Here is a 23708-nt window from a genome sequence, read left to right as displayed (position 1 = left end):
CACGGATTCGAGGCCGTGGCGCGTGCAGACCGACCGAGATGCTCGAAGCGAGGCACCGCATGGACGCTCCGCCCACCAGATCGGCCAGACCGACGGGCCGGATACCGTCCGGGGACGGTGCGATCGAACCCTCCCCGGACGCCGTGCTCATCCGCCGGACCCTCACGGAGATCGCACCCGTCGCCGACAGGGTGACGTCGTACTTCTACGCCCTGTTCTTCACGGGCCATCCGGAGGTCCGGGACATGTTCCCCGTGGCCATGGACACCCAGCGGGACCGGCTGCTGAAGGCACTGCTCACCGCGGCCGAGCACATCGACGACCCGGCGGTGCTGACCCCGTACCTGCGCCGTCTCGGCACCGGCCACCGCAAGTACGGCACCATGGCCGGCCACTACCCGGCGGTGGGCGAGGCCCTTCTCGGGGCCCTGGCCCGGTACGCGGAACGCAGCTGGGGTCCGGAGACCGAGGCGGCATGGGTGCGCGCCTACACCGCGATCTCCCAGATCATGATCGACGCCGCGGCCGAGGACGCGGCCACCCCGGCCTGGTGGCACGCGGAGGTGGTCTCCCACGACCTGCGCACCTCGGACATCGCGGTGCTGACGGTCCGCCCCGACCAGCCCTACCCCTTCCTCGCCGGGCAGTACACGAGCCTGGAGACCCCGTGGTGGCCCCGGGTGTGGCGGCACTACTCCTTCGCCTCGGCCCCGCGCGCCGACGGCCTGCTGTCCTTCCACGTCAAGGCCGTCCCCGCGGGCTGGGTCTCCAACGCCCTGGTGCGCCACGCCCGGCCCGGCGACGTACTGCGGCTGGGACCGCCCGCCGGGTCGATGGTGGTGGACCACAGCACCGACAACGGGATGCTGTGCCTGGGCGGGGGAACCGGCATCGCTCCGATCAAGGCACTCATCGAGGACGTGGCCGGACACGGCGAACGGCGTCCGATGGAGGTCTTCTTCGGGGCGCGCAGCGACCACGGCCTCTACGACAAGGACACCCTGCTCGGCCTGCAGCGTTCCCACCCGTGGCTGTCGGTGCGCCCGGTGGTCGGCGAGGGGCTGGCGGGCCAGTTGCCGCAGGCGGTCGGCGAGCACGGGCCGTGGAGTTCCTACGACGCCTTCGTCTCGGGGCCGCCCGCGATGATCCGCAACGGCGTCGACGCCCTCAAGCGCATCGGGATCCCCGGGGAGCGCATCCGGCACGACGCGATCGAGGAGCTGGCGGGCGCGGCCGGCTGAGACCGGTCCGGGCCCGCCCGCTCCCCTCGGCGGTCAGCCCAGGTCGGGGGCGTGCATCGCACGCACCCCCTCGATGTTGCCGTCGAGGTAGTGACGCAGGGAGAGCGGGACCAGGTGGACGGCGGCGATGCCGACCCGGCTGAAGGGCACACGGACGATCTCGTACTCGCCCTCGGGCTCGTCGATCTCGGGTCCGTGCCGTTGGGCGAGGTCCATCGACTCCAGGTGGCAGACGAAGAAGTGCTGCACCTTCACGCCGGTCACGCCGCCGGAGGCGATGTGCTCGACGGTGTCGACGAAACAGGGCACCACGTCGGTGATCTTGGCGCCGAGCTCCTCGTGGAGCTCTCGGTGGAGGGCATCGACGACGGTGGCGTCGGAAACCTCCACTCCCCCGCCCGGCGTGAGCCAGTACGGGTCGACGCCGGGCTTGGTGCGTTTGATGAGGATCAGGTCGTCACCGTCGAGCAGGATCGCGCGGGCGGTGCGTTTGACCACGGGGCGTTCGGTCATGGGAGAAGAGTGGCCCAGGACGCGGGTTCGCAAACGCGCCACGGTCCGGAACCCGGCGGCTCACCAGAGCGCGGCGGCGCGCAGCAGGCGGTCGTGGGCGCGGGCGAGGTGCGCGAGGGCCAGGCTGCCGGTCCGTACGGCGAGGAACCAGGTCCGCAGCGGCGGCAGGGCGGGTTCCAGCAGGGCGACGGCCTCCCCGCGGTCGAGGGCGTCGTGGCACAGGTAGCGGGGCAGGACGGCGAGGCCGGCTCCGGCGCGCACGCAGTCCCGTACCGCCCGCAGATCGGGCACGACGACGGTGGCGGCGCACTCGGGCACGGAGTCGAACACGGTGGCCCAGTACCGCGTGACCAGCGGCAGGCTCTCGTGGACCTCGACGACCGGGATCCCGTCGAGGGCCTCCGGCCCCTTCGCGCGCAGTTCGGCCGGGTCGGTCAGCGCGGCCCAGTACGGAGCCGCGACCAGGACCAGCTCCTCGTCGCAGAGCGGGCTGGTGGTGAACAGCGCGCCGCGCGGCCGGGAGGTGGTGACGACGAGGTCGTGCTGCCCGGCGGCCAGCCCGTCCAGGCTCTCCCGGGCGTCGGGGGTGAGGGCGGTGCGCAGGCTCTGTCCCTGCCCGACCAGGGGCGCGAGGGCGGGGAGCACCCGCAGGCACAGGAATTCGGGGGGACCGGCGAGGTGCAGGGTGCGCGAGGTGCCGCTGGCCTCGCGCTCGGTTTCGGCGATCCGCAGCAGCGCGTCCAGGTGCGGGGCCGCCTTGTGGGCCAGCTCGTCGCCGACGGCGGTGGGCGTGACCCCGCGGGCCCGGCGGTGGAACAGGGGCCGGCCGAGCTGTCGCTCCAGGGTGCGGATCTGTGAGGTGACGGCGGGCTGGGACAGCCCGAGCAGCGCGGCGGCCCGGGTGAAGGAGCCGGCCCGGTGGACGGCGACGAAGGTGCGCAGCAGGGCCAGGTCCATGGCGGCACCTCTCGGTGGGGGCCTTCAACTATAAATATCCCGATAGGCCCCTGTCGTTACCGTGATTGGACTCTGACGCTGAGTCAATTAGCCTTGTGAACGTGGTTCTTCTGGTACGGAACCCGGGGCGGTCCGAGCCACCAGGGGGGAGGCTCGGACCGCGTTCCCCCGTTGCCGTTCAGGCTCCGGGGCCGGACAGGGCAAGGGCCCGCAGGACGTCCGCGACCAGGTCCGCGGGGTCTTCGGCGCCGGCGGAGAAGCGGATGAACCCCTCCGGCACGGCGTCGCCGCCCCAGCGTCCGCGCCGCTCCGCGGTGGACCGTACTCCGCCGAAACTCGTGGCGTCCTCCACCAGGTGCAGAGCGTCCATGAAGCGTTCCGCGTGCCCCCGGTCGGGCAGCACGAAGGAGACGACCGAACCGAACCCGGTCATCTGCCGGGCCGCCGTCTCGTGCGAGGGGTCCGAGGGGAGGCCCGGGTAGCGCAGCCCGGTCACCTCGGGCCGGCCGGCCAGGGCTTGGGCCACGGCCAGGGCGTTGCCCCACTGGCGCTGGGCCCGCAGCTGGATGGTGGCCAGCGAACGGTGGGCGAGCCAGGCTTCCATCGGACCCGGGACCGCGCCGACGATCTTGCGCCAGCGGCGGACGCCCGCGGCCAGGGCGGGGTCGCGGCAGACGACGTAGCCGAGGAGCAGGTCGCCGTGGCCGGTGAGGCCCTTGGTGCCGCTGGCGACGGAGAAGTCCGCGCCCAGCTCCAGGGGCCGTTGCCCGAGGGGGGTGGCGAGGGTGTTGTCGACGGCGACCAGGGTGCCGCCCTCGTGCGCGGCCGCCACCAGACGACGTACGTCGCAGACGTCGAGCCCCGGGTTGGAGGGGGTCTCGATCCACAGGAGCCGGGCCCCGTCGAGCGCGCCGAGCTGCGCTTCCCCGCCCGTCGGCGCGGTGCGCACGTGGATCCCGTACGCCTCCAGCTGCTCGCGGACCAGGGGGAGCGCCTGGTAGCCGTCGTCGGGCAGGACGACGGTGTCGCCGCTGCGGGCCTGGGAGAGCAGCACGGCGGAGACCGCGGCCATGCCGGAGGCGAAGACGATGGTGTCCACGTCCCCGCCGGGCGCCTCCAGTTCCCCGATGGCGCGTTCCAGCAGGGTCCAGGTGGGGTTGGTGTCGCGGCCGTAGGTGTACGGGCCCGCCACGTCACCGGGGAGGTGGAAGTGGGCGGCGAAGACCGGCCCGGGCAGCGGCGGCTCGTTCTTCACGGCTTCGGGCAGGCCGGCCCGCACGGCGCGGGTGGCGTCGGCGTACCGGCTGGCGGCGGGGGGTCCGCCTGCGGGGTGATCGTTCACGGGGTGGTCTCCTTCAGGGCTGCGCGTACGGCGTCCAGCAGGCCGGGGCTCGCGGCCTCCACCAGCTCCAGGCACTCCTCGAACCCGTCGAAGGAGCCGTAGTACGGGTCCGGCACGTCGAGTTCCTCCCGCGCCTCGTCGTACGAGCGCAGCAGCCGGACCTTGGCGGCGGCCCGCGGGTTCGGGGCGAGGGCGCGCAGGTCCCGCAGGTGGCCGGCGTCGAGGGCGATGACCAGGTCGAGGCGGTCGAACCAGGAGGCCCGGAATTGCCGGGCCCGGTGGTCCTGCTCGTACCCGGCGGCCTCCAGGACGGCGACGGTGCGCGGGTCGGCGCCGTCGCCCTCGTGCCAGCCGCCGGTGCCCGCGCTGTCCACCTCGACCAGGCCGTCGAGGCCGGCGGCGGCGACGTGGGAACGGAAGACGGATTCGGCCATGGGGGAGCGGCATATGTTGCCGGTGCAGACGAAGCACACGCGGTACACGGCGGGCCGCTCAGTTCTTGTCGGGGAGGGCCAGGTTCACGGCCCACGAGACGATGGAGATGATGAGTCCGCCGAGGACCGCGGTCCAGAAGCCGTCCACGTGGAAGCTGAGGTCGAACTGCTTGGCCAGCCACGAGGTCAGCATCAGCATGAGCGCGTTCACCACGAGGGTGAACAGACCGAGGGTGAGGACGAACAGCGGGAACGACAGCAGCTTCACCACGGGCTTGACGATCAGGTTGACGAGGCCGAAGACCAGCGCCACCAGGATCAGGGAGAGCGCCCGTCGGCCCGTGCTGCTGCCGTCGTCGAGGGTGATTCCGGAGAGCAGCCAGACGGCGACGGCCAGGGCCGCCGCGTTGGCGAGCGTCTTGACTACGAAATTCGTCATGTGTCTGATCGTGGCAGAGAAGATCCCGGTGGGACATCGGCAGATCAGCGGATCCCACGGCGGCACCGAGCAAGGGCAAGGGGCACGACAAGGATGAAGGCCTTCAGGCTGGATGAGCTCGAAGCGGAGCGGGCCGCCAATGACGGCGCCTACCTCCAGTTCCTGCGCGAGCGGAACATGTCGGTGGGGCTGTACGCCCTGGACGCCGGACAGAGCGATCCGCAGCAGCCGCACCGGCAGGACGAGGTCTACTTCGTGGTGAGCGGGCGCGCCTCGATCACGGTCGGGGACGAGACGACGACGGTGGCGAACGGGAGCGTCGTCTACGTGCCGGCCGGGGTGGCACACAAGTTCCACCACATCACCGAGCCCTTGAAGGTGATGGTGGTCTTCTCCCCGCCGGAGGGCTGAGGGCCCCCGGGCTGAGGGTCGGGCCCCCTGGCCCCCTAGGGGGCGGATCAGGGGGTTCCGGGGGCTCGCGGCCCCCCGCCGGAGACCCCCTCCTCCTAGCATCGGAGCAGGAAGTCACGGACGAGGAAGAGGTAGGGATATGGACGGCATCCGAGCGACGTTCGCGGGCATGCCCTGGTGGGTCAAGTGGGTGGCCGTTCCGCTGCTGGCGCTGTTCGTGTTCGGCGGGGTGATCCTCAGCATCCTCAGCACGCTGATCACCTTCGTCTTCAAGGCGCTGCTCTTCGTCGCCCTCGTCGGCGGTCTGATCTTCGTGGTCAAGAAGTTCACGGGCCGCGACTCGAAGTCCCCCTCCGGCAACTGGTAGTCCGCCCCTCCCGGGCGTTCCACCCGGGAGCGGTACGGGGATTGACCCAGGAGAGGGAACGGCGCCTTCCAAACCGCCCGCACCACGCGGCCGGTGGATAGGGTCGCGATCTGCGCCGTTCCCTGGGGGTGAGCATTGTCTTCGGTCCACAACGCCGGCGTGCCGACCCTCATCGGTTCGGTACAGCGGGCGCTGCGGCTGCTGGAAGCGGTGGGATCCCATAGCGAGGGAGCCCCGGCGAAACAACTGGCGCGCGAGGCCGGGCTCCCGCTCCCGACGGCGTACCACCTGCTGCGCACCCTGACCCACGAGGGGTACCTGCGCCGGGAGAGCGGGGTGTTCCTGCTCGGCGACGCGGCCGGCCGGCTGGCGGACGCCGGACTTCAGCAGAAACGTCGCAGCATGATCCTCGACTCGCTCGCGCACTTCCGCGACGCGGTCGGCGCCCCGGTCTACTTCGCGGTCTACCGCGAGGGCGAGATCGAGGTCGTGGGCGTCTGCGACACCCCGGCCAGCCCGGCCTGCGAGGAATGGGCCGACTTCCGCGAGACCGGCCACGCGCACGCCGTCGGGCAGTGCCTGCTGGGCCAGCTCGACGCGAGGGCGCGCAGGGACCACTACGACCGCCATCCGGTCGCGGGCATCACGCCCTACACCGTGCGGGACCTCGGCGCTCTGGAGGCGCGGATCGGTTCCATGGAACGGATGCAGCCCGTGGTCGAGCGCCAGGAGTACGCGCTCGGAACCGTGTGCGCGGCCATCCCGATCACGGCCGGAGACACCGCCGCGACGATGGCCATTTCTCTACCCCTGTGCCAAGAGGACCGGTTGCTGTCCGTAGTCGATCGACTGCGTCGGGAAGTAGGCGCGCTGCTGAGCAGCCTCTCCTTCTCTATCAGTATCTGAAAACTCACTCCTTGTGATCTGCTGGCGCTTCCACCACCCTTGTGAGACGGCCTCGAGGGACCATTCCTGGCCACTTCCACTACAGCGGGGTAGGCAATGCGCGAGTCGGTACAGGCAGAGGTCATGATGAGCTTCCTCGTTTCCGAGGAGCTCTCGTTCCGGATCCCGGTGGAGCTGCGGTACGAGTCCCGCGACCCCTACGCGGTGCGCCTGACGTTCCACCTGCCGGGAGACGCACCCGTGACGTGGGCGTTCGGCCGGGAACTGCTGCTCGACGGCATCAACAAGCCGTGCGGCGACGGGGACGTGCACATCGCGCCCACCCACCCGGAGGGGCTGTCCGACGTCCACATCCGTCTCCAGGTCGCCGGTGACCGGGCCCTGTTCCGCGCGAGCGCGGCGCCGCTCGTCGCGTTCCTCGACCGCACCGACCGGCTGGTTCCGCTCGGTCAGGAGCGCAACCTCGGCGACTTCGAGGAGAACCTCGACGAGGCACTCGGCAAGATCCTCGCCGAGGCGCGGCAGAACGAGCAGAACGCCGGCTGAGGAGCGGCCGCCGGCGTTCCGTCAGCGCTTGCGCCTGCGGCCCCGCCCACCGCGGCCGGCCTTCACGGGCCCGTTGACGGCCTCGGGTCCCGGCCGGTCGGCGGACACCACCAGCGCCGCGAGCGCCGTCGTCACGGGGACCGAGGCCACGAGCCCGATCGAGCCCACGAGCGTCCGTACGATCTCCTCCGCGACGAGCTCGCTGTTGGCGACCGAACCCATACTGCTGTTCGCGATGGAGAACAGCAGCAGCAGGGGCAGTGCGGCACCCGCGTACGCGAGCACCAGGGTGTTGACGACCGACGCGATGTGGTCGCGGCCGATCCGGATGGCGGCCCGGTACAGGGCCCGCGGGCCCATCTTCGGGTCGGCCTGGTGGAGTTCCCAGACGGCCGAGGTCTGCGTCACGGTCACGTCGTCGAGGACGCCGAGCGAACCGATGATCACACCCGCGAGCAGCAAACCGCTCATGTCGATCGACGGATAGAGGCCGTGGATCAGACCGGTGTTGTCGTCCGTGTTGCCGCTCAGGAACGCCCAGTCGATGAACAGCGAGCCCAACAGCCCGATCAGCAGCAGGGAGGCGAGGGTGCCGAGGACGGCGACCGAGGTCCTCGCCGTCAGCCCGTGGCACATGTAGAGGGCGATCAGCATGATCGCGCTGGCGCCGATGACGGCCACGAGCAGCGGGTTCGAACCCTGGAGGATCGCCGGGAGGATGAACAGCGTCAGGATCCCGAAGCTGACCACCAGCGCGATGAGCGCGAACAGACCGCGCATCCGCCCGACCACGACGACCGCCACCGCGAAGATCGCGGCCAGCAGCGCCATGGGGAGCTTGCGGTTCACGTCGATCACGGAGTACTGGAGGTCCCGCGGAGCGTCCGGCGCGTAGGCGACCACCACCTCCTGGCCCTTCTCCAACTGCCGTGGCGCGCCCGGCTGGACGATCTCGAAGAAGGCCCGGCCCTTCTCCGGCCCGCTGCCGACCTCGACGGTCGCCTTCTTGCACTCGCCGGACTGCGCGGCCTGCGCCTCGCGCCCCTCGGGGGTGGAGGTGTCGCCGGTGGGCGGCACCTGGGAGGCGTTCACCGATTTGCAGTCGACCTTCGCCAAGGCGACGACCGTGCCCTGCTGGGTCTGGCGGTCGAAGCCCACCCCGGTCCGCTCGTGCGCCGGGGCGCCGCCCGGCCAGAGCACCGCCATGCCGATGAAGACGGCGGCGGCGAAGGGGATCAGCACGGCGGCGATGACCTTGCGCAGGTGCTTGGAGACCGGCGCCGCCGGCCCGTGGCCGTGGCTGTGGCCGTGCGCGTGACCATGGGAGGCACCGGCCGCGGGTCCATGAGGCGCGTGTTCGTGACCGGTGTGGCCGTGGTGATCCGTGGGCTCGGTGGGGGGCTGCAGCGAGGACGTCACCGGCAGATCATCGCAAGAGATGAGGGGGCCCACTGTTCAGCACGCCACAGATGACGCTAGCGTGGGGGCACCTTTGCACAACGCGGGAGCTCGGAGCACCGGGCTGAGAGGGCGCTGATCACCGTACGCGCATGAGAATGCGTACGGGAAGAGGCTGCGTCGACCGCCGAACCTGTTACCGGGTAATGCCGGCGTAGGGAGATCAGGTCTCATGACCATTCAGGACGCACGCACGCCTGCCGCCAGCCAGGACGCCGACGGCCAGACCGAGCGCCAGCCCGGCTGGCACAAGGGATACCTGGCGGGCTCCCGCCCGGACATCCGGGTGCCGGTCCGCCAGGTCCACCTCACCAACGGCAAGGACGTCACGCTCTACGACACGTCCGGTCCGTACACCGACCCGCAGATCGAGACCGACGTCCGCAGGGGCCTGGCGCCCCTGCGCGAGAACTGGATCATCGGCCGCGGTGACACCGAGGAGTACGCGGGCCGTCCCGCGCGCCCCGAGGACGACGGCATCAAGCACACCTCGCCGCGCGGCGGCCTCAAGAACCTCGACGCGGTCTTCCCGGGCCGCCCCCGCCTGCCCCGCCGGGGCCGCGGCGGCGCCGCCGTCACCCAGCTCGCGTACGCCCGCCGGGGCGAGATCACCCCGGAGATGGAGTACGTGGCGATCCGCGAGAACGTCTCCCCCGAGGTCGTCCGCGAGGAGATCGCCGCAGGTCGCGCGGTGCTTCCCGCGAACGTGAACCACCCGGAGATCGAGCCGATGATCATCGGCAAGAGGTTCCTGGTGAAGGTCAACGCCAACATCGGCAACTCCGCGGTCACCTCCTCCATCGAGGAGGAGGTCGACAAGATGACCTGGGCCACCAAGTGGGGCGCCGACACGGTCATGGACCTCTCGACCGGCCGCAACATCCACACCACCCGCGAGTGGGTGCTGCGCAACTCCCCCGTCCCGATCGGCACCGTGCCGCTGTACCAGGCGCTGGAGAAGGTCGACGGCCGGGCCGAGGACCTGACCTGGGAGATCTACAAGGACACGGTCATCGAGCAGGCCGAGCAGGGCGTCGACTACATGACGGTCCACGCCGGCGTGCTGCTGCCCTACGTGCCGCTCACCGCCCGCCGCAAGACGGGCATCGTCTCGCGCGGCGGCTCGATCATGGCCGCCTGGTGCCTGGCGCACCACAAGGAGAACTTCCTCTACACGAACTTCGAGGAACTCTGCGACATCCTCGCGACGTACGACGTCACCTACTCGCTCGGTGACGGCCTGCGCCCCGGCTCGATCGCGGACGCCAACGACGCCGCGCAGTTCGCGGAGCTGAAGACGCTGGGCGAGCTGAACACGATCGCCAAGCGCCACAACGTGCAGACGATGATCGAGGGCCCGGGCCACGTCCCGATGCACAAGATCAAGGAGAACATCGACCTCCAGCAGGAGATCTGCGAGGAGGCGCCGTTCTACACGCTCGGCCCGCTGACCACCGACGTCGCGCCCGCCTACGACCACATCACCTCAGGCATCGGCGCCGCGATGATCGCCTGGTGGGGCACCGCGATGCTCTGCTACGTCACGCCCAAGGAGCACCTGGGCCTGCCGAACCGGGACGACGTCAAGACCGGTGTGATCACCTACAAGATCGCCGCCCACGCCGCCGACCTGGCCAAGGGACACCCCGGCGCCCAGGACTGGGACGACGCCCTTTCGGACGCGCGGTTCGAGTTCCGCTGGGAGGACCAGTTCAACCTGGCGCTCGACCCGGTCACGGCCCGTGAGTTCCACGACGAGACCCTGCCGGCCGAGCCCGCGAAGACCGCGCACTTCTGCTCCATGTGCGGACCGAAGTTCTGCTCGATGAAGATCTCCCAGGACATCCGCCGCGAGCACGGCGGCGACCTGAAGGCCGACGAGATCCAGGCGGGCATGGCGGAGAAGTCCGCCGAGTTCGCCGCCGCCGGGAACAGGGTGTACCTGCCGCTGGCGGACTGACCGGACACACCGGGGGGAGTGCTGTTCCCGGCCGGCGGACCACCGCCGGCCGGGAACAGCACGTGTCCGGAACGCCGAAGGTGACTGACCGGCGGAACGCTCTTGCCCTGGAGTGCGCTCCAGCTCCTAGAGTGCGGCCGCATGACCATGCGATACCGAAATCTTGGCGGGACCGGCATCGAGGTGAGTGCGCACTGCCTCGGCACGATGATGTTCGGGGCGGTGGGGAACCCGGACCACGAGGAGTGCGCCCGGATCATCCACGCGGCGCTCGACCGGGGCATCAACTTCGTCGACACCGCGGACATGTACTCGGCCGGCGAGTCGGAAGTGATCGTCGGCAAGGCGCTCAAGGGGCGGCGCGACGACGTCGTGCTGGCCACGAAGGTCCACTTCCAGATGGGAGAGGGCCGCAACCGCAGCGGGAATTCGCGGCGGTGGATCGTGCGGGCGGTCGAAGACAGCCTGCGCAGGCTCGACACCGAGTGGATCGACCTCTACCAGGTGCACCGGCCTGACCACACGACCGACGTCGAGGAGACGCTGGCCGTCCTCGGCGACCTGGTCAGGGCCGGGAAGATCCGGGCCTTCGGGTGCTCGACCTTCCCGGCGGAGGAACTCGTCGAGGCCCATCACACCGCCGAGCGGCGGGGGCTGCCCCGCTTCCGGACCGAGCAGCCGCCGTACTCGATCCTCGCGCGGGGGATCGAGGCGAACGTGCTGCCCGTCGCCCAGCGCTACGGGATGGGCGTGCTGACCTGGAGCCCGCTCGCGTCCGGCTTCCTGAGCGGGAAGCAGCGCCTTGGCCGGCCCGTGGACCTGACGTCCGGCCGGGCGGCCTTGAACCCGGCGCGCTTCGACCCGGCGATCCCGGGCAACGTCGCCAAGCTGGAGGCCGTGGAGCGGCTCGTCGAGCTGGCCGACGAGATCGGCTGCACGCTTCCGGAGCTGGCGGTCGCCTTCCCCGTCGCGCACCCCGCGGTCACCTCGGTGATCATCGGGCCCCGGACGATGGAGCAGATGGAGTCGCTGGTGAAGGGCGCCGGCCTGGTCCTCGACGACGCCGTGCTGGACCGGATCGACGAGATCGCGCCGCCGGGCGTGAACATCTACCACCCGGACGGGGTGTGGCGTCCGCCGGCGCTGACGGACGCCGCACTGCGGCGGCGGCCCCTCGGCCAGCGGGCCGCGGGCTAGGGGGCGGGGTCGCGGCGGGGGCCCGGAGGGGCGCCCCGCGCGATGTTTCACGTGAAACACCCTCCGGCCGTACGGGCAACCCGGAACGGAGCCCGGAGCCCGGAGCCGGGCCGGGGTCACTCCGGCTCGTGCTCCGGGCCGCCGAAGTCCGGGCTGGTGAAGTCAGGCGGCGTGTAGCCGGGCCGGGGTCCCTGCGAGCGGGATCCCGGACTGCTGAAGTCGGGCCGGGAGTACCCCAGGTTGGGGATGCGCCCGGCTTCCGGGGTGCGGGGTACGGGATACCCCGGCCCGGCACTCGGATCGGCCAGTGCGTCCCGCAGGAACGGCACGATGCCCCGTTCCAGCAGGGCGTGCCGCCAGGCCTCGCGGGCCCGTGCGAGCTCGTCGGGTACGGACACGGCCTCCTCGGCGGCCACTTCGGTGGAGCTGTTGCGTATCGCGGTCACCAGCAGCCCGATCACCGCGAACAGCAGGGCGGCCACGGTCAGCGCGCCGAACAGCCAGCCCGCCGTCAGCATCGTGTCGGCGAACGCCGGAGCGGGCTCGACCACCTTCAGGCTGTAGCCCACCAGCAGGAAGATGAGCATGGCGGTGCCCGCGAGGACGGGCGCGAGGACCCCGACCACGGCGCTCACACCGGCGCCGCCGCCGTCGCCCGGGCCGTCGGGCCCCTCTTCGCCGGCATGGGCCGGGGCCGTCAGGATCCCGTCGCGCAGTTCCTCGCGGAGCGTGACGTAGTGGGCGTACTCGGCGGCGGCCGCCGCGGTCAGCAGTGCGGTGGCGCCGAGGGCCATCGTGCGCAGTTGTTCGGCATTCAGCCGTTCGCCCACGGTGGCGAGTTCGGGCCGCTCATCCGCCGTGCGCAGCGCCTCGTCGAGGAGCCGGTGGAATTCGGGCCGGTCTTCGGTCAGCAGGTGCGGAGCGCTGGTCATGTGCATCCCCCGATGCTCCGTAGAAGCCGGTATGCCCGCGTAGACCCGGGCGCCGGCACAAACGGAGGAGAGCCTGCTACGGATAGAGCGATGGTAGAGCGCCCCTGCCACGCGGTGACAGGGGCTTTGCTGAAATACCCCGCTCCGAGAACGCTCAGTCGCTCAGAGGTAGTTGAACGACGAGGAGCTTGCCTGCCATGGTGACGCCGCCGTCCATGGCGATGGCCAGTCCGTCCGCGTACACGTGGGGTCCGTCGACGGCCTCCGGGCCGCGCGACTCGTCGCCGTCCTCGGTGCCCACTTCACCGAGCAGGTAAGGGATCGGGCTGTGCCCGTGGACGACGCGGCCGCCGCCGTAGGTGCCGATGAGCTCGCGCACGGCGTCGGGGCCGGTCTCCTCGTCGCGGAAGGCGAACCGCTTGGTGAACTTCCGGAACAGGTCCCACGTGATGTCCGCGTCGTGGCGGTTGAGCAGCTCGTGGATGGTGTCGTTGACGTCCTCGATGGAGCTGCCGTAGTCGAGGTAGGCGGTGGTGTCGGAGTGCAGGAGCAGGTGCCCGTCCGCCAGGGTGGCCGCGTCCAGCCGGGACATCCACTGGAGGTGGACGTCCTCCAGCCGGTCCATGTCGGTGCGCTGGCCGCCGTTGAGCAGCCACGCCGCCTGGAAGGTGGCGGTACCGGCGCCGGACTGTACCGGCGTGTCACCGAACCGCTTGGCGCCGATGAGGAGCAGCTCGTGATTGCCCATCAGGGCCTTGCAGTAGCCGCCCGCGGCGGCGGCCTCGGCGGAGAGCCGCATGACGAGGTCGATGACCCCGATGCCGTCGGGTCCGCGGTCGGTGAAGTCGCCGAGGAACCAGAGCCGGGCGTTTCCGGCGGACCAGTGGCAGTCGGCGTCGATCAGGTCCTGCGCCTGGAGTTCGGCGATGAGCTCGTCGAGGTAGCCGTGGACGTCCCCGACGACGTAGAGGGGGCCGGGGCCCGCGGCCGCCGGAGCCTCCTGGGGGACGTACTGGACCTGGACGGTGTCGCCGGGCCCGCTCGGTGCGGCGCCGCGGCCGATGACGGGCAGATCGCGCTGGGTCGGGGTGTAACCGTCGTCCTCGGCGTCCGCGTCGGGGAACTCCGCCCGGGCGGCGGGCCGCTGCTGCGGGACGGTGTCCGTACCGGAGTGTGCGACGGGTACGGGCTCCGGGTGGCCGCCGGGCTCCGGGGCGTACCCGGGCCGCGGGCCGGCGGGTGCGCCCTCCGCGTAGTAGGCGGGGTACTCGCCGTACACCGGGCCCTCACCGGGCATGACGGCGGACGCGGGGTACGGGGCGGGTTCGCTGACCGGCACCCGGAAGTCCCGCAGCGTGTCCGTCCGCATCGCGGGTCCCTGACCGGCCCCCTGAGTCATCGACCCCTCCACCACCGTCGCGCTGCCGTACACCTGCGGACCCTCCTGACCTCCTGGGCGGAGGGTCCGTGATGTCGTGCGCCCATCATAGGAATGCGGCTCGCGCTCTGTGACGCACCAGGGGTGGTGAATCCTGGCCGGAGCCGGTCCTTCCTGCCGTTTTCTCCCGTTATGGGTGTTGTCGAAATCCTCGACGGGGTCGGCGGCCCCGTCGTTGCGGCCGTGTGGCGGTCAGTCCTGGGCCGGTGAGCGGGGTGGGCTGACGGTGGTGCGGGGTGTCCTGCGCTGCGAGGAGGTACGGATGATCAGCTCGGTCGGGACGACCTGTTCGACGGGCCGCCCGGTGTCGACCCCCTCGATCGCGTCGATCAGCAGCTGCACGACGGCGGTGCCGATGCGGCGCGGTTTGAGGGAGAGGGTGGTGATGGGCGGCTCGGTGTTCGCGTAGACGGTCGATTCGCTGCAGCACACGAGGAGCAGGTCCTCGGGGACGCGCAGGCCGTAGCGTCGGGCGGCGGCGAGCAGGTCGGTGCCGTTCGGGTCGAACAGGCCGTACACGGCGTCGGGCCGGTCGGGCCGGGCGAGGAGCCGGTCGGCGGCGACGGCGCCGGCGCACGGATCATGGGCGGGGTAGGACTCGTAGACGGGGTCCTGTCCGACGCGCTCGCACCAGCTGAGGTAGGCGGTGGTGGAGAGCCGGGTGTAGGTGTCGGTGGTGGTGCCGGTCAGGAGCCCGATGCGGCGGGCTCCGGCGGCGGCGAGGTGGTCGAGCAGGCCCAGGACGGCGGCTTCGTGGTCGTTGTCGACCCAGGCGGTGACGGGGAGGGTGCCGGCCGGGCGGCCGTCGGAGACCACGGGCAGGCCCTGGCGGACCAGTTCGCTGACGACGGGATCGTGGTCGGAGGGGTCGATGACGACGGTGCCGTCCAGGGCCACGTTGGACCAGACGTCGTGTCGCGAGGTGGCGGGGAGGATGACCAGGGCGTAGCCGCGGGCGAGCGCGGCGGAGGTGGCGGCCCGGGCCATCTCGGCGAAGTAGGCGAATTCGGTGAAGGTGAAAGGTTCATCCCCGTACGTGGTCACGGTCAGGCCGATGAGGCCGGACTTGCCGGTACGGAGGGTGCGGGCGGCGGCTGAGGGCCGGTAGCCCAGCCGGTCGGCCACCTCGCGGACGTGGCGGCGGGTGGCGTCCGGCAGCCGCCCCTTGCCATTGAGCGCGTCGGAGACGGTCGTGATCGAGACGCCCGCCGCGGCGGCCACGTCTCTGATGCCGGCGCGGCCCTGTCGCCCGCCGGCTCGCCGGGTGGTCTCGGTCCGGCTCACCTGATGCTTCCCTGCTGCTGTCATGGCGAGCCGATAGTAGGGCTCCGAGGGGTGGGTGGTCCGGGTGCATATGCACGCGTTGACAGGCACGATTCTGCATGGTTCGCCACCCCCAATGACCTTGGAAAACAAGGCGTTTGGCGACTCTGGGTCGGAGGGTGGCTAGTCGGCGGGTACGAGCATGCCAAAACGGGGCCGCTCCGGACCGGTCGCAACTCACCTGTACGAGGGACGCGCGCCACGGCGCAGGCCAGTGGCGCGCGCATATATGCGCGCGCTCCCCCTGTGTTCCTGGCGCCCGCCATTCTCGGATCGGCGGAATCCTCATATGGTGAGCAGTATTGAGTCGGCGGGGACGTCGACGGGACGGTCGAGGAGGACCTGCGGTGAGCGAGAAGAGCCCGAAGCTGCGCGCCGAGCTGGACGGCATTCCCACCTACAAGCCCGGCAAGCCCGCGGCCGGGGGCGGGGCCGCGGCGTTCAAGCTGTCCTCGAACGAGAACCCGTACCCCCCGCTGCCGGGCGTCCTGGAGAGCGCGGTCGCGGCCGCGGGCCGGTTCAACCGCTACCCGGACATGGCGTGCACCGACCTGGTGAACGAGCTGGCGGAGCGCTTCGGGGTGCCGGTCGAGCACATCGCGACGGGCACCGGCTCGGTGGGCGTGGCCCAGTCGCTGATCCAGTCGACGGCGGGCCCGGGCGACGAGGTCATCTACGCCTGGCGTTCCTTCGAGGCCTACCCGATCATCACGCAGATCTCGGGTGCGACGTCCGTCCAGGTGCCGCTGACCGATGGAGACGTGCACGACCTGGACGCCATGGCCGCCGCGATCACCGACCGGACGCGCCTGATCTTCGTCTGCAACCCGAACAACCCCACCGGCACCGCGGTGCGCCGCGCCGAGCTGGAGCGGTTCCTGGACCGGGTCCCCTCGGACATCCTGGTGGTGCTGGACGAGGCGTACCACGAGTTCGTGCGGGACGCCGATGTTCCGGACGGCATCGAGCTCTACCGCAGCCGCCCCAACGTGGCCGTGCTGCGTACCTTCTCCAAGGCGTACGGTCTCGCCGGCCTGCGGGTCGGCTTCGCGGTGGCGCACGAGCCGGTGGCCGCGGCGCTGCGCAAGACGGCGGTGCCCTTCGGGGTGAGCCAGCTCGCGCAGGACGCCGCCGTGGCCTCGCTGCGGGCGGAGGACGAGCTGATGGGCCGGGTCGGGTCGCTGGTGGGCGAGCGTGCGCGGGTCCACGCCACGCTGCTGGCCCAGGGCTGGACCGTGGTCCCGGACACCCAGGCCAACTTCGTGTGGATGCGGCTGGGGGAGCGGACCGCCGAGTTCGCGGCGGCCTGCGAGAAGGCCGGTGTGGTGGTCCGGCCCTTCGCGGGCGAGGGCCTGCGGGTCACGATCGGTGAGACCGAGGCGAACGACCTCTTCCTGCACACGGCGGAGGCCTTCTTCAAGGAGATGTAGTCCTCGTCGGGACTGTGGTGCCGCCGGGGCCGAGGTCTCCGTCGGGGCGGCTGCCCTGGCGGGCGAGGGCTCCGGCGGGACTAGGCCAGTTCCACGCGGATGGGGTCGCCGTCACGGACGGTGGCCAGCAGGCGGGGGTCGCCGTCGAACGAGCCGAGGACGTTGCACGGGCTCGCCAGGCGGCTCTCGTCCCCGCGCGAGATGGGCGTGGGGCCGTAGGGCAGCGCGAGCGCGTTCCCCTCGGTCCAGAAGGCGACCGTGCCCGGGTCGACGACCTGGCGGGCGTCGCCCTCCAGCGCCACGGAGACACCGGTGTCGAAATAGACCTCCTCGCCCCAGGTGTTGGCGGACGCGGAGATCGGCAGCGCGGCGGCCAGGGCCTTGCTCGTGGGAGTGTCTTCGAGGGTCGCCGTGAGATGGCCGGCGGGCCAGGAGAATCGAATCTTCATAGCGCCGATTCAACAATCTGTTGAATGTCTTGGCTAGAGGACCCCCGGCTGAAAGTCGCCGAAGTGGGTGCGCCATAATGCTTGTGAATGTGAACGCGTTCACAAGCGTGTCCCGCTTCCTCCCGGATTGGGTGGGATATGCCCGGCAAACCGCCGCTGTGACCACGGCGACACGAAGGAGACGAGGACGTGGACCTAGCTCTGGCGCCAGAGACTCTGGCGCGATGGCAATTCGGCATCACCACCGTCTATCACTTCCTGTTCGTACCGCTCACGATCTCGCTCGCCGCGCTGGTCGCGATCTTGCAGACCGCCTGGGTGCGCAGCGAGAAGGAGAAGTACCTCAAGGCGACGAAGTTCTGGGGCAAGCTCTTCCTGATCAACATCGCGATGGGCGTGGTCACGGGCATCGTCCAGGAGTTCCAGTTCGGCATGAACTGGTCGGACTACTCGCGCTTCGTCGGCGACATCTTCGGGGCCCCGCTCGCCTTCGAGGCCTTGATCGCCTTCTTCTTCGAATCCACCTTCATCGGTCTGTGGATCTTCGGCTGGGACAAGCTGCCGAAGAAGATCCACCTGGCCTGCATATGGATGGTCTCGATCGGCACCGTCCTGTCCGCGTACTTCATCCTCGCGGCGAACTCCTGGATGCAGCACCCGGTCGGCTACCGGATCAACAAGGAGCGCGGCCGGGCCGAGCTCACCGACTTCTGGCGCGTTCTGACGCAGGACACCGCGCTCACCCAGTTCTTCCACACCCTCACGGCCGCCTTCCTGGTCGGCGGCGCGTTCATGGTCGGCATCGCGGCCTTCCACCTCGCCCGCAAGAGGCACGTGCCCGTGATGCGCACCTCCCTGCGGCTCGGTCTGGTCGTCATGATCATCGCGGGTCTGGGCACCGCCATCAGCGGTGACCTCCTCGGCAAGGTCATGTTCAAGCAGCAGCCGATGAAGATGGCCGCCGCCGAGGCCCTCTGGGACGGCGAGGCGCCGGCTCCCTTCTCCGTCTTCGCCTACGGCGACGTCGACGAGGGCCACAACAAGGTCGCGATCGAGATCCCCGGCCTGCTCTCCTTCCTCGCCGACAGCAACTTCAGCTCCTTCGTGCCCGGCATCAACGACGTCAACAAGGCCGAGCAGGAGAAGTTCGGCCCCGGCGACTACCGGCCGAACATCCCCGTCGCCTACTGGGGCTTCCGATGGATGATCGGCTTCGGCATGGCCTCCCTCGGCGTCGGCATGCTGGGCCTGTGGCTGACCCGCAAGCGGTTCATGCTGCCGCCGGCCCTGCGCACCGGTGAGGACGAGGTCCCGCACCTGGTCCTCTTCCGGAAGGCGCTGAGCCCCCGGTTCTCCCACCTCTACTGGGTCGTCGCGCTCTGGACGATGTGCTTCCCGCTCATCGCCAGCTCCTGGGGCTGGATCTTCACCGAGATGGGCCGTCAGCCCTGGGTGGTCTACGGCGTCCTGCGCACCCGCGACGCGGTCTCGCCGGGCGTGACGCAGGGGGAGGTGCTCACCTCGATGATCGGCTTCACGTCCCTCTACGCCGCGCTTGCCGTGATCGAGGTCAAGCTCCTGGTGAAGTACGTCAAGGCAGGTCCTCCCGAGCTGACCGAGGACGACCTCAACCCGCCCACCAAGATCGGTGGGGACGACAAGAACCCCGACCGGCCGATGGCCTTCTCGTACTGAGGCTGAGGAGACCGCACCATGCAACTCCACGACGTCTGGTTCGTACTCATCGCGGTCCTGTGGACCGGCTACTTCTTCCTGGAGGGCTTCGACTTCGGAGTCGGCGTCCTGACCAAGCTGCTCGCCCGGGACCGGCGCGAGAAGCGGGTCCTGATCAACACGATCGGGCCGGTCTGGGACGGCAACGAGGTCTGGCTGCTCACGGCGGGCGGCGCGACCTTCGCCGCCTTCCCCGAGTGGTACGCCACCCTCTTCTCCGGCTTCTACCTGCCGCTGCTGATCATCCTGGTCTGCCTCATCGTCCGGGGCGTCGCCTTCGAGTACCGCCACAAGCGGCCCGAGGACAAGTGGCAGAGCAACTGGGAACACGCGATCTTCTGGACCTCGCTGATCCCCGCGTTCCTCTGGGGCGTGGCCTTCGCCAACATCGTCCGGGGCGTCAAGATCGACAAGGACATGGAGTACGTCGGCAACTTCTTCGACCTGCTCAACGTCTACTCGATCCTCGGCGGCCTGGTCACCCTCACGCTCTTCACCTTCCACGGAGCGGTCTTCACCTCGCTGAAGACCGTCGGGGACATCCGGGACCGCTCGCGCGCGCTGGCGACCCGGCTGGGCGTGGTGACGGCCGTACTGGCCCTGGTCTTCCTGATCTGGACCCAGGGCTCGCGCGGTGACGGCTGGAGCCTGATCGCGATGGCCGTCGCCGTGGTGGCGCTGGTCGCGGCCCTCGGCTTCAACCTCGTCGGCCGGGAGGGCTGGTCGTTCGCCCTGTCGGGCGTGACCATCGCGGCGGTCGTCGCGATGCTCTTCCTGACGCTGTTCCCGAACGTCATGCCGTCCTCGCTGGACGACGCCTGGAGCCTCACGGTCACCAACGCCTCGTCGACCCCGTACACGCTGAAGATCATGACCTGGTGCGCCGCCGTGGCCACGCCGCTCGTCATGCTCTACCAGGGCTGGACGTACTGGGTGTTCCGCAAGCGCATCGGTACGCAGCACATCTCCGACGCGCACTGAGCCCGTGCCGGTCCGCGCGGCGTCCGCACCGGACGGCCGCCGCGCGGACCGGACCTCCTGCCCGACCCTGCCGAGGGGATGTTTCACGTGAAACCGATCGACCCGCGCCTGCTGCGGTACGCCCGTTCCACTCGCCTCTTCCTCGCGGCGGTGGTGGCCCTGGGGCTCGCCGGAGCGGGTCTGGTGGTCGGTCAGGCGATGCTCATCGCCGAGATCGTGGTCGGCGCCTTCGAGGAGGGGCTCGACGGCGGGGCCCTGCGGACCCCCCTGCTGTTGCTCGCGGCGGTGGCCCTGGGCCGGGCCCTGGTGGCCTGGCTGACGGAACTGGCCGCGCACCGGGCCAGCGCGGCGGTCAAGTCGGAGCTGCGGGGCCGGCTGCTGGAACGGGCGGCCGACCTGGGGCCGGGCTGGCTGAGCGGCCGGAGCACCGGCTCGCTGGTGGCCCTGGCGACCCGGGGCGTCGACGCCCTCGACGACTACTTCTCCCGCTACCTGCCCCAGCTGGGGCTCGCCGTGGTGGTACCGGTGGCGGTCCTGGCCCGGATCGTCACCGAGGACTGGGTGTCGGCGGCCATCATCGTGGTCACGCTCCCGCTGATCCCGCTGTTCATGATCCTCATCGGCATGGCCACCCAGAGCCGGATGGACCGCCAGTGGCGCCTGCTGTCGCGGCTCTCGGGGCACTTCCTGGACGTGGTGGAAGGGCTGCCGACGCTCAAGGTGTTCGGCCGGGCCAAGGCCCAGGCCGAGTCCATCCGGAAGATCACCGACGATTACCGCCAGGCCACGATGCGCACGCTGCGCATCGCCTTCCTCTCCTCGTTCGCACTGGAGCTGCTCGCCACCCTCTCGGTCGCCCTCGTCGCGGTGACCATCGGCATGCGGCTCGTGCACGGGGAACTCGACCTGTACACCGGCCTGGTCATCCTGGTCCTGGCGCCGGAGGCGTACCTGCCGCTGCGCCAGGTCGGAGCGCAGTACCACGCGGCCGCCGAAGGGCTGGCGGCCGCCGAGGAGATCTTCGAGGTCCTGGAGACCCCGGCGCCCGCGACCGGCGCAGGGGCGTCCGGCACCGGTGCGTCCGTGCCGGCCGGCGACCAGCGGATCGCCTTCGAGGCGGTCGAGGTCCGGTACGAGGGGCGGAGCACGAGCTCGCCCGGGCCGGTGTCCTTCAGCGTCGGACCGGGCGAGTGCGTGGCCCTCACCGGCCCCAGCGGGGCGGGCAAGTCCACGCTGCTGGGCGTCCTGCTGGGTTTCGTGACGCCCACCTCCGGGCGGGTGCTGGTCGGGGACGCAGACCTGGCCGGCCTGTCGCCGCAGCAGTGGCGCGAGCGGGTGGCCTGGGTACCGCAGCGTCCGCACCTGTTCGCGGGGACCATCGCGGAGAACGTCCGGCTGGCCCGTCCCGGAGCGCCGGAGGAGGCCGTGGAAGCGGCCCTGCGCGACGCCGGGGCGTGGGAGTTCGTGTCCGCCCTGCCGAACGGAGCGCGGACCCGGCTCGGTGAGGGCGGGGTGGGCCTGTCGGCCGGCCAGCGCCAGCGCCTCGCCCTGGCCCGGGCGTTCCTCGCGGACCGGCCGGTGCTCCTGCTGGACGAGCCGACGGCGGCCCTGGACGGGGAGACCGAGGCCGCCGTGGTGGAGGCCGTACGCCGCCTCGCGGTGGGCCGGACCGTACTGCTGGTGGTGCACCGGCCGGCGCTGCTGGCCGTGGCCGACCGGGTGGTCCGGGTGGGCGAAGGCGCTGCCCTGGCCGTGGCCCCCGGCCCGGCGCCCGAGGGAGGTCCGCAGCGGGCGGCGGCGGTGGCCGACCCCGGGGAGTGGGTCCTCGGAGCGGCGCCCGAGCGGGAGCCGGTCAGCGGTGGCGCCGACACGGGTGGCGGTGACCCCCTGCGGCGGGTGCGGGCGGTGGCGTCCGCGTGGCGCGGCCGTTTCCGGCTGGGGCTGCTGCTGGGCGCGCTGGCCGTGGGGTGCAGCGTCGGGCTGATGGCGGTGTCGGGATGGCTGATCTCCAGGGCTTCGCAGCAGCCTCCGGTCCTCTACCTGATGGTGGCCGTAACGGCCACGCGGGCCTTCGGCATCGGGCGGGCCGTCTTCCGGTACGCCGAGCGGATCGTGTCGCACGACGCGGTCCTGCGGATGCTCGCCGACCTCAGGGTCTCGGTGTACCGGCGGCTGGAGCGGATCGCGCCGGCCGGGCTGCGCGAGCAGCGCCGCGGGGACCTGCTGTCCCGGCTGGTGGCCGACGCCGACGCCTTGCAGGACTACTGGCTGCGCTGGCTGCTGCCGGTGGGTACCGCGGTGCTCGTCGGCGCCGGGTCCGTGGCCTTCACCGCCTGGCTGCTGCCCGAGGCGGGCGCCGCCCTCGCGGTTGGGCTGCTGCTGGCCGGAGTGGGGGTGCCGCTGGTCAGCGGGGCCTGCGCGCGGTCCGCCGAGCGGCGGCTGGCGCCCGCCCGGGGCGAGCTCGCCACCCGGGTGGCCGATCTGCTGACCGGTACCGCCGAACTGACCGTGGCCGGGGCCCTCGCCGACCGGAAGGCGCGGGCCCGGGAGAGCGACGGGGTGCTGACCCGGATCGCCTCGCGCGGGGCCGCCGCCACCGGGCTCGGCGGCGGCCTGTCGGCGCTGGTGTGCGGGCTCACCGTGGTGTGCGCGGCGCTGGCGGGGGCCGACGCCGTCGCCTCCGGACGGCTGTCCGGGGTGGCCATGGCGGTGGTCGTACTGACTCCGCTCGCGGCCTTCGAGGCGGTCAGCGGGCTGCCGCTGGCCGTCCAGTACCGCCAGCGGGTCCGGCGTAGCGCCGAGCGGGTCCACGAGGTGATCGACGCTCCCGTGCCGGTCACCGAGCCGGCCGAGCCGGGCACGCCGCCGGCCTCCCCCTTCCCGCTGCGGCTCACCGGGCTCGCCGCCCGTCACCCGGGCCAGGAGCGCGACGCGCTGCGGGGGCTGGACCTGACGCTGGAAGCCGGCCGGCGCATCGCGGTCGTCGGGCCCTCGGGCTCGGGAAAGACCACCCTCGCCCAGGTCCTGCTGCGGTTCCTGGATCCGTCCGAGGGCGACTACGCCCTGGGCGGGACCGACGCGCGGACGCTCGACGGCGACGACGTACGCCGTGTCGTGGGTCTGTGCGCCCAGGACGCGCACCTCTTCGACAGCTCGGTGCGGGAGAACCTGCGCCTGGCCCGGACCGGGGCGGGCGAGGAGGAGCTGCGCGGGGCGCTCGCCGCGGCCCGGCTGCTGGAGTGGGCGGACGCACTGCCGGACGGGCTGGACACCCTCGTCGGCGAGCACGGGGAGCGGATCTCGGGCGGTCAGCGCCAGCGGCTGGCCCTGGCGCGGGCGCTGCTCGCGGACTTCCCGGTGCTGGTGCTGGACGAGCCGGCCGAGCACCTGGACCTGGCCACCGCGGACGCGCTGACGGCGGACCTGCTGGCGGCCACCGAAGGGCGGACCACCGTACTGATCACGCACCGGCTCGCCGGGCTCGAGGCGGTGGACGAGGTGCTCGTGCTGGACCGCGGTGCGGTCGTCCAGCGGGGTCCCTATGCGGAGCTGGCGGCGGTCGAGGGACCGCTGCGCGGGCTCCTGGACCGGGAGCGGGAGGCGGACGGAACCCTGGCCGAGTTCCACCATGCTGACTTTCCCTCCTAAAG

The 23708-nt window shown here is 71.3% G+C and carries 21 protein-coding genes and 1 riboswitch; of the genes, 11 read left to right on the top strand and 10 right to left on the bottom strand.

The window, feature by feature from the left end; all coding sequences use genetic code 11:
• Positions 1-38 precede the first annotated feature (38 nt).
• On the top strand, positions 39-1241 hold the full coding sequence (locus ACGFXC_RS13890; RefSeq protein WP_393712515.1) for a globin domain-containing protein: 1203 nt from the start codon (positions 39-41) through the stop codon (positions 1239-1241).
• Between the two features lie 33 nt (positions 1242-1274).
• Here ACGFXC_RS13890 and ACGFXC_RS13885 read toward each other — a convergent pair whose 3' ends face one another.
• The 5 genes from ACGFXC_RS13885 to ACGFXC_RS13865 all read right to left on the bottom strand — a co-directional run bounded on the left by ACGFXC_RS13885 (position 1275) and on the right by ACGFXC_RS13865 (position 4926).
• Entirely contained in the window at positions 1275-1754 is a 480-nt protein-coding gene (locus ACGFXC_RS13885) for an NUDIX hydrolase (RefSeq protein WP_351822179.1), read from the bottom strand.
• Between the two features lie 60 nt (positions 1755-1814).
• Positions 1815-2711: a LysR family transcriptional regulator gene (locus ACGFXC_RS13880; RefSeq protein ID WP_393712513.1), complete on the bottom strand. Its 897-nt coding sequence runs from the start codon at positions 2709-2711 to the stop codon at positions 1815-1817.
• Between the two features lie 178 nt (positions 2712-2889).
• Entirely contained in the window at positions 2890-4053 is a 1164-nt protein-coding gene (locus ACGFXC_RS13875) for a cystathionine gamma-lyase (RefSeq protein WP_393712511.1), read from the bottom strand.
• A complete protein-coding gene (locus ACGFXC_RS13870) occupies positions 4050-4487 on the bottom strand; it encodes a low molecular weight protein-tyrosine-phosphatase (protein ID WP_393712509.1) in 438 nt (145 codons plus the stop codon). Before ACGFXC_RS13870 ends, ACGFXC_RS13875 begins: the two co-directional genes overlap by 4 nt.
• A 58-nt stretch (positions 4488-4545) precedes the next feature.
• Positions 4546-4926: a phage holin family protein gene (locus ACGFXC_RS13865; protein WP_393712507.1), complete on the bottom strand. Its 381-nt coding sequence runs from the start codon at positions 4924-4926 to the stop codon at positions 4546-4548.
• Between the two features lie 93 nt (positions 4927-5019).
• Here ACGFXC_RS13865 and ACGFXC_RS13860 point away from each other — a divergent pair, with 93 nt between their 5' ends.
• From ACGFXC_RS13860 to ACGFXC_RS13845, 4 genes are all read left to right on the top strand, one after another.
• The gene (locus ACGFXC_RS13860; protein WP_393712505.1) at positions 5020-5337 is read left to right on the top strand and encodes a cupin domain-containing protein; all 318 of its coding nucleotides are present in this window, start codon (positions 5020-5022) and stop codon (positions 5335-5337) included.
• Positions 5338-5476: 139 nt separating this feature from the next.
• Entirely contained in the window at positions 5477-5704 is a 228-nt protein-coding gene (locus ACGFXC_RS13855; RefSeq protein WP_393712504.1) for a DUF5326 family protein, read from the top strand.
• Positions 5705-5863: 159 nt separating this feature from the next.
• Positions 5864-6610, top strand: a complete 747-nt coding sequence (locus tag ACGFXC_RS13850) for an IclR family transcriptional regulator (protein WP_393712502.1) — start codon at positions 5864-5866, stop codon at positions 6608-6610.
• A gap of 96 nt (positions 6611-6706) precedes the next feature.
• On the top strand, positions 6707-7156 hold the full coding sequence (locus tag ACGFXC_RS13845) for an SsgA family sporulation/cell division regulator (protein ID WP_393712500.1): 450 nt from the start codon (positions 6707-6709) through the stop codon (positions 7154-7156).
• Between the two features lie 21 nt (positions 7157-7177).
• On the opposite strand, the gene ACGFXC_RS13840 is transcribed toward ACGFXC_RS13845, so the two are convergent.
• A complete protein-coding gene (locus ACGFXC_RS13840; protein WP_393712498.1) occupies positions 7178-8575 on the bottom strand; it encodes a YibE/F family protein in 1398 nt (465 codons plus the stop codon).
• A 72-nt stretch (positions 8576-8647) separates the two neighbouring features.
• Positions 8648-8792, top strand: a riboswitch (TPP riboswitch).
• Between ACGFXC_RS13840 and thiC the strand changes: the two genes are divergently transcribed.
• Both thiC and ACGFXC_RS13830 read left to right on the top strand, forming a co-directional pair.
• On the top strand, positions 8787-10574 hold the full coding sequence (gene thiC, locus ACGFXC_RS13835) for a phosphomethylpyrimidine synthase ThiC (RefSeq protein WP_393712496.1): 1788 nt from the start codon (positions 8787-8789) through the stop codon (positions 10572-10574). Its footprint overlaps the riboswitch before it by 6 nt.
• A gap of 147 nt (positions 10575-10721) precedes the next feature.
• Positions 10722-11771 carry an aldo/keto reductase gene (locus tag ACGFXC_RS13830; RefSeq protein WP_393713175.1) on the top strand — a complete coding sequence of 350 codons (1050 nt, stop codon included), beginning with the start codon at positions 10722-10724 and terminating at the stop codon, positions 11769-11771.
• Between the two features lie 116 nt (positions 11772-11887).
• On the opposite strand, the gene ACGFXC_RS13825 is transcribed toward ACGFXC_RS13830, so the two are convergent.
• The 3 genes from ACGFXC_RS13825 to ACGFXC_RS13815 form a co-directional block, all read right to left on the bottom strand.
• On the bottom strand, positions 11888-12709 hold the full coding sequence (locus tag ACGFXC_RS13825; protein ID WP_393712495.1) for a hypothetical protein: 822 nt from the start codon (positions 12707-12709) through the stop codon (positions 11888-11890).
• 148 nt (positions 12710-12857) lie between these two features.
• Positions 12858-14102 (bottom strand): metallophosphoesterase, encoded by a 1245-nt coding sequence (locus ACGFXC_RS13820; RefSeq protein ID WP_393712493.1) that lies wholly within the window; start codon positions 14100-14102, stop codon positions 12858-12860.
• Positions 14103-14333: 231 nt separating this feature from the next.
• Positions 14334-15449 (bottom strand): LacI family DNA-binding transcriptional regulator, encoded by a 1116-nt coding sequence (locus ACGFXC_RS13815; RefSeq protein WP_351822214.1) that lies wholly within the window; start codon positions 15447-15449, stop codon positions 14334-14336.
• 362 nt (positions 15450-15811) lie between these two features.
• On the opposite strand from ACGFXC_RS13815, the gene hisC reads away from it, so the two are divergent.
• On the top strand, positions 15812-16894 hold the full coding sequence (gene hisC, locus ACGFXC_RS13810) for a histidinol-phosphate transaminase (protein ID WP_393712491.1): 1083 nt from the start codon (positions 15812-15814) through the stop codon (positions 16892-16894).
• 80 nt (positions 16895-16974) lie between these two features.
• On the opposite strand, the gene ACGFXC_RS13805 is transcribed toward hisC, so the two are convergent.
• The gene (locus tag ACGFXC_RS13805; protein ID WP_393712489.1) at positions 16975-17343 is read right to left on the bottom strand and encodes a cyclophilin-like fold protein; all 369 of its coding nucleotides are present in this window, start codon (positions 17341-17343) and stop codon (positions 16975-16977) included.
• 189 nt (positions 17344-17532) lie between these two features.
• Here ACGFXC_RS13805 and ACGFXC_RS13800 point away from each other — a divergent pair, with 189 nt between their 5' ends.
• The 3 genes from ACGFXC_RS13800 (at position 17533) to cydD (ending at position 23706) form a co-directional block, all read left to right on the top strand.
• Entirely contained in the window at positions 17533-19038 is a 1506-nt protein-coding gene (locus ACGFXC_RS13800) for a cytochrome ubiquinol oxidase subunit I (protein ID WP_393712488.1), read from the top strand.
• Positions 19039-19056: 18 nt separating this feature from the next.
• Positions 19057-20058, top strand: coding sequence for a cytochrome d ubiquinol oxidase subunit II (cydB, locus tag ACGFXC_RS13795; RefSeq protein ID WP_393712486.1), 1002 nt, complete (start codon positions 19057-19059; stop codon positions 20056-20058).
• A 78-nt stretch (positions 20059-20136) separates the two neighbouring features.
• Positions 20137-23706 carry a thiol reductant ABC exporter subunit CydD gene (gene cydD, locus ACGFXC_RS13790; RefSeq protein ID WP_393712484.1) on the top strand — a complete coding sequence of 1190 codons (3570 nt, stop codon included), beginning with the start codon at positions 20137-20139 and terminating at the stop codon, positions 23704-23706.
• Positions 23707-23708 lie beyond the last annotated feature (2 nt).

This window comes from Streptomyces sp. NPDC048507 (genome assembly GCF_043199995.1).
In the GTDB taxonomy this organism is placed as follows: domain Bacteria; phylum Actinomycetota; class Actinomycetes; order Streptomycetales; family Streptomycetaceae; genus Streptomyces.
Note: the sequence above shows the minus strand (reverse complement) of the source record. Positions and strands in the feature narration are given on the sequence as shown.

Coding starts and splice junctions, on each gene's coding strand:
- ACGFXC_RS13890 (WP_393712515.1), top strand. CDS start 39: ATGCTCGAAGCGAGGCACCGCATGGACGCTCCGCCCACCAGATCGGCC.
- ACGFXC_RS13885 (WP_351822179.1), bottom strand. CDS start 1,754: ATGACCGAACGCCCCGTGGTCAAACGCACCGCCCGCGCGATCCTGCTC.
- ACGFXC_RS13880 (WP_393712513.1), bottom strand. CDS start 2,711: ATGGACCTGGCCCTGCTGCGCACCTTCGTCGCCGTCCACCGGGCCGGC.
- ACGFXC_RS13870 (WP_393712509.1), bottom strand. CDS start 4,487: ATGGCCGAATCCGTCTTCCGTTCCCACGTCGCCGCCGCCGGCCTCGAC.
- ACGFXC_RS13865 (WP_393712507.1), bottom strand. CDS start 4,926: ATGACGAATTTCGTAGTCAAGACGCTCGCCAACGCGGCGGCCCTGGCC.
- ACGFXC_RS13860 (WP_393712505.1), top strand. CDS start 5,020: ATGAAGGCCTTCAGGCTGGATGAGCTCGAAGCGGAGCGGGCCGCCAAT.
- ACGFXC_RS13855 (WP_393712504.1), top strand. CDS start 5,477: ATGGACGGCATCCGAGCGACGTTCGCGGGCATGCCCTGGTGGGTCAAG.
- ACGFXC_RS13845 (WP_393712500.1), top strand. CDS start 6,707: ATGCGCGAGTCGGTACAGGCAGAGGTCATGATGAGCTTCCTCGTTTCC.
- thiC (WP_393712496.1), top strand. CDS start 8,787: ATGACCATTCAGGACGCACGCACGCCTGCCGCCAGCCAGGACGCCGAC.
- ACGFXC_RS13830 (WP_393713175.1), top strand. CDS start 10,722: ATGCGATACCGAAATCTTGGCGGGACCGGCATCGAGGTGAGTGCGCAC.
- ACGFXC_RS13825 (WP_393712495.1), bottom strand. CDS start 12,709: ATGCACATGACCAGCGCTCCGCACCTGCTGACCGAAGACCGGCCCGAA.
- ACGFXC_RS13820 (WP_393712493.1), bottom strand. CDS start 14,102: ATGACTCAGGGGGCCGGTCAGGGACCCGCGATGCGGACGGACACGCTG.
- ACGFXC_RS13815 (WP_351822214.1), bottom strand. CDS start 15,449: ATGACAGCAGCAGGGAAGCATCAGGTGAGCCGGACCGAGACCACCCGG.
- ACGFXC_RS13805 (WP_393712489.1), bottom strand. CDS start 17,343: ATGAAGATTCGATTCTCCTGGCCCGCCGGCCATCTCACGGCGACCCTC.
- cydB (WP_393712486.1), top strand. CDS start 19,057: ATGCAACTCCACGACGTCTGGTTCGTACTCATCGCGGTCCTGTGGACC.
- cydD (WP_393712484.1), top strand. CDS start 20,137: ATGTTTCACGTGAAACCGATCGACCCGCGCCTGCTGCGGTACGCCCGT.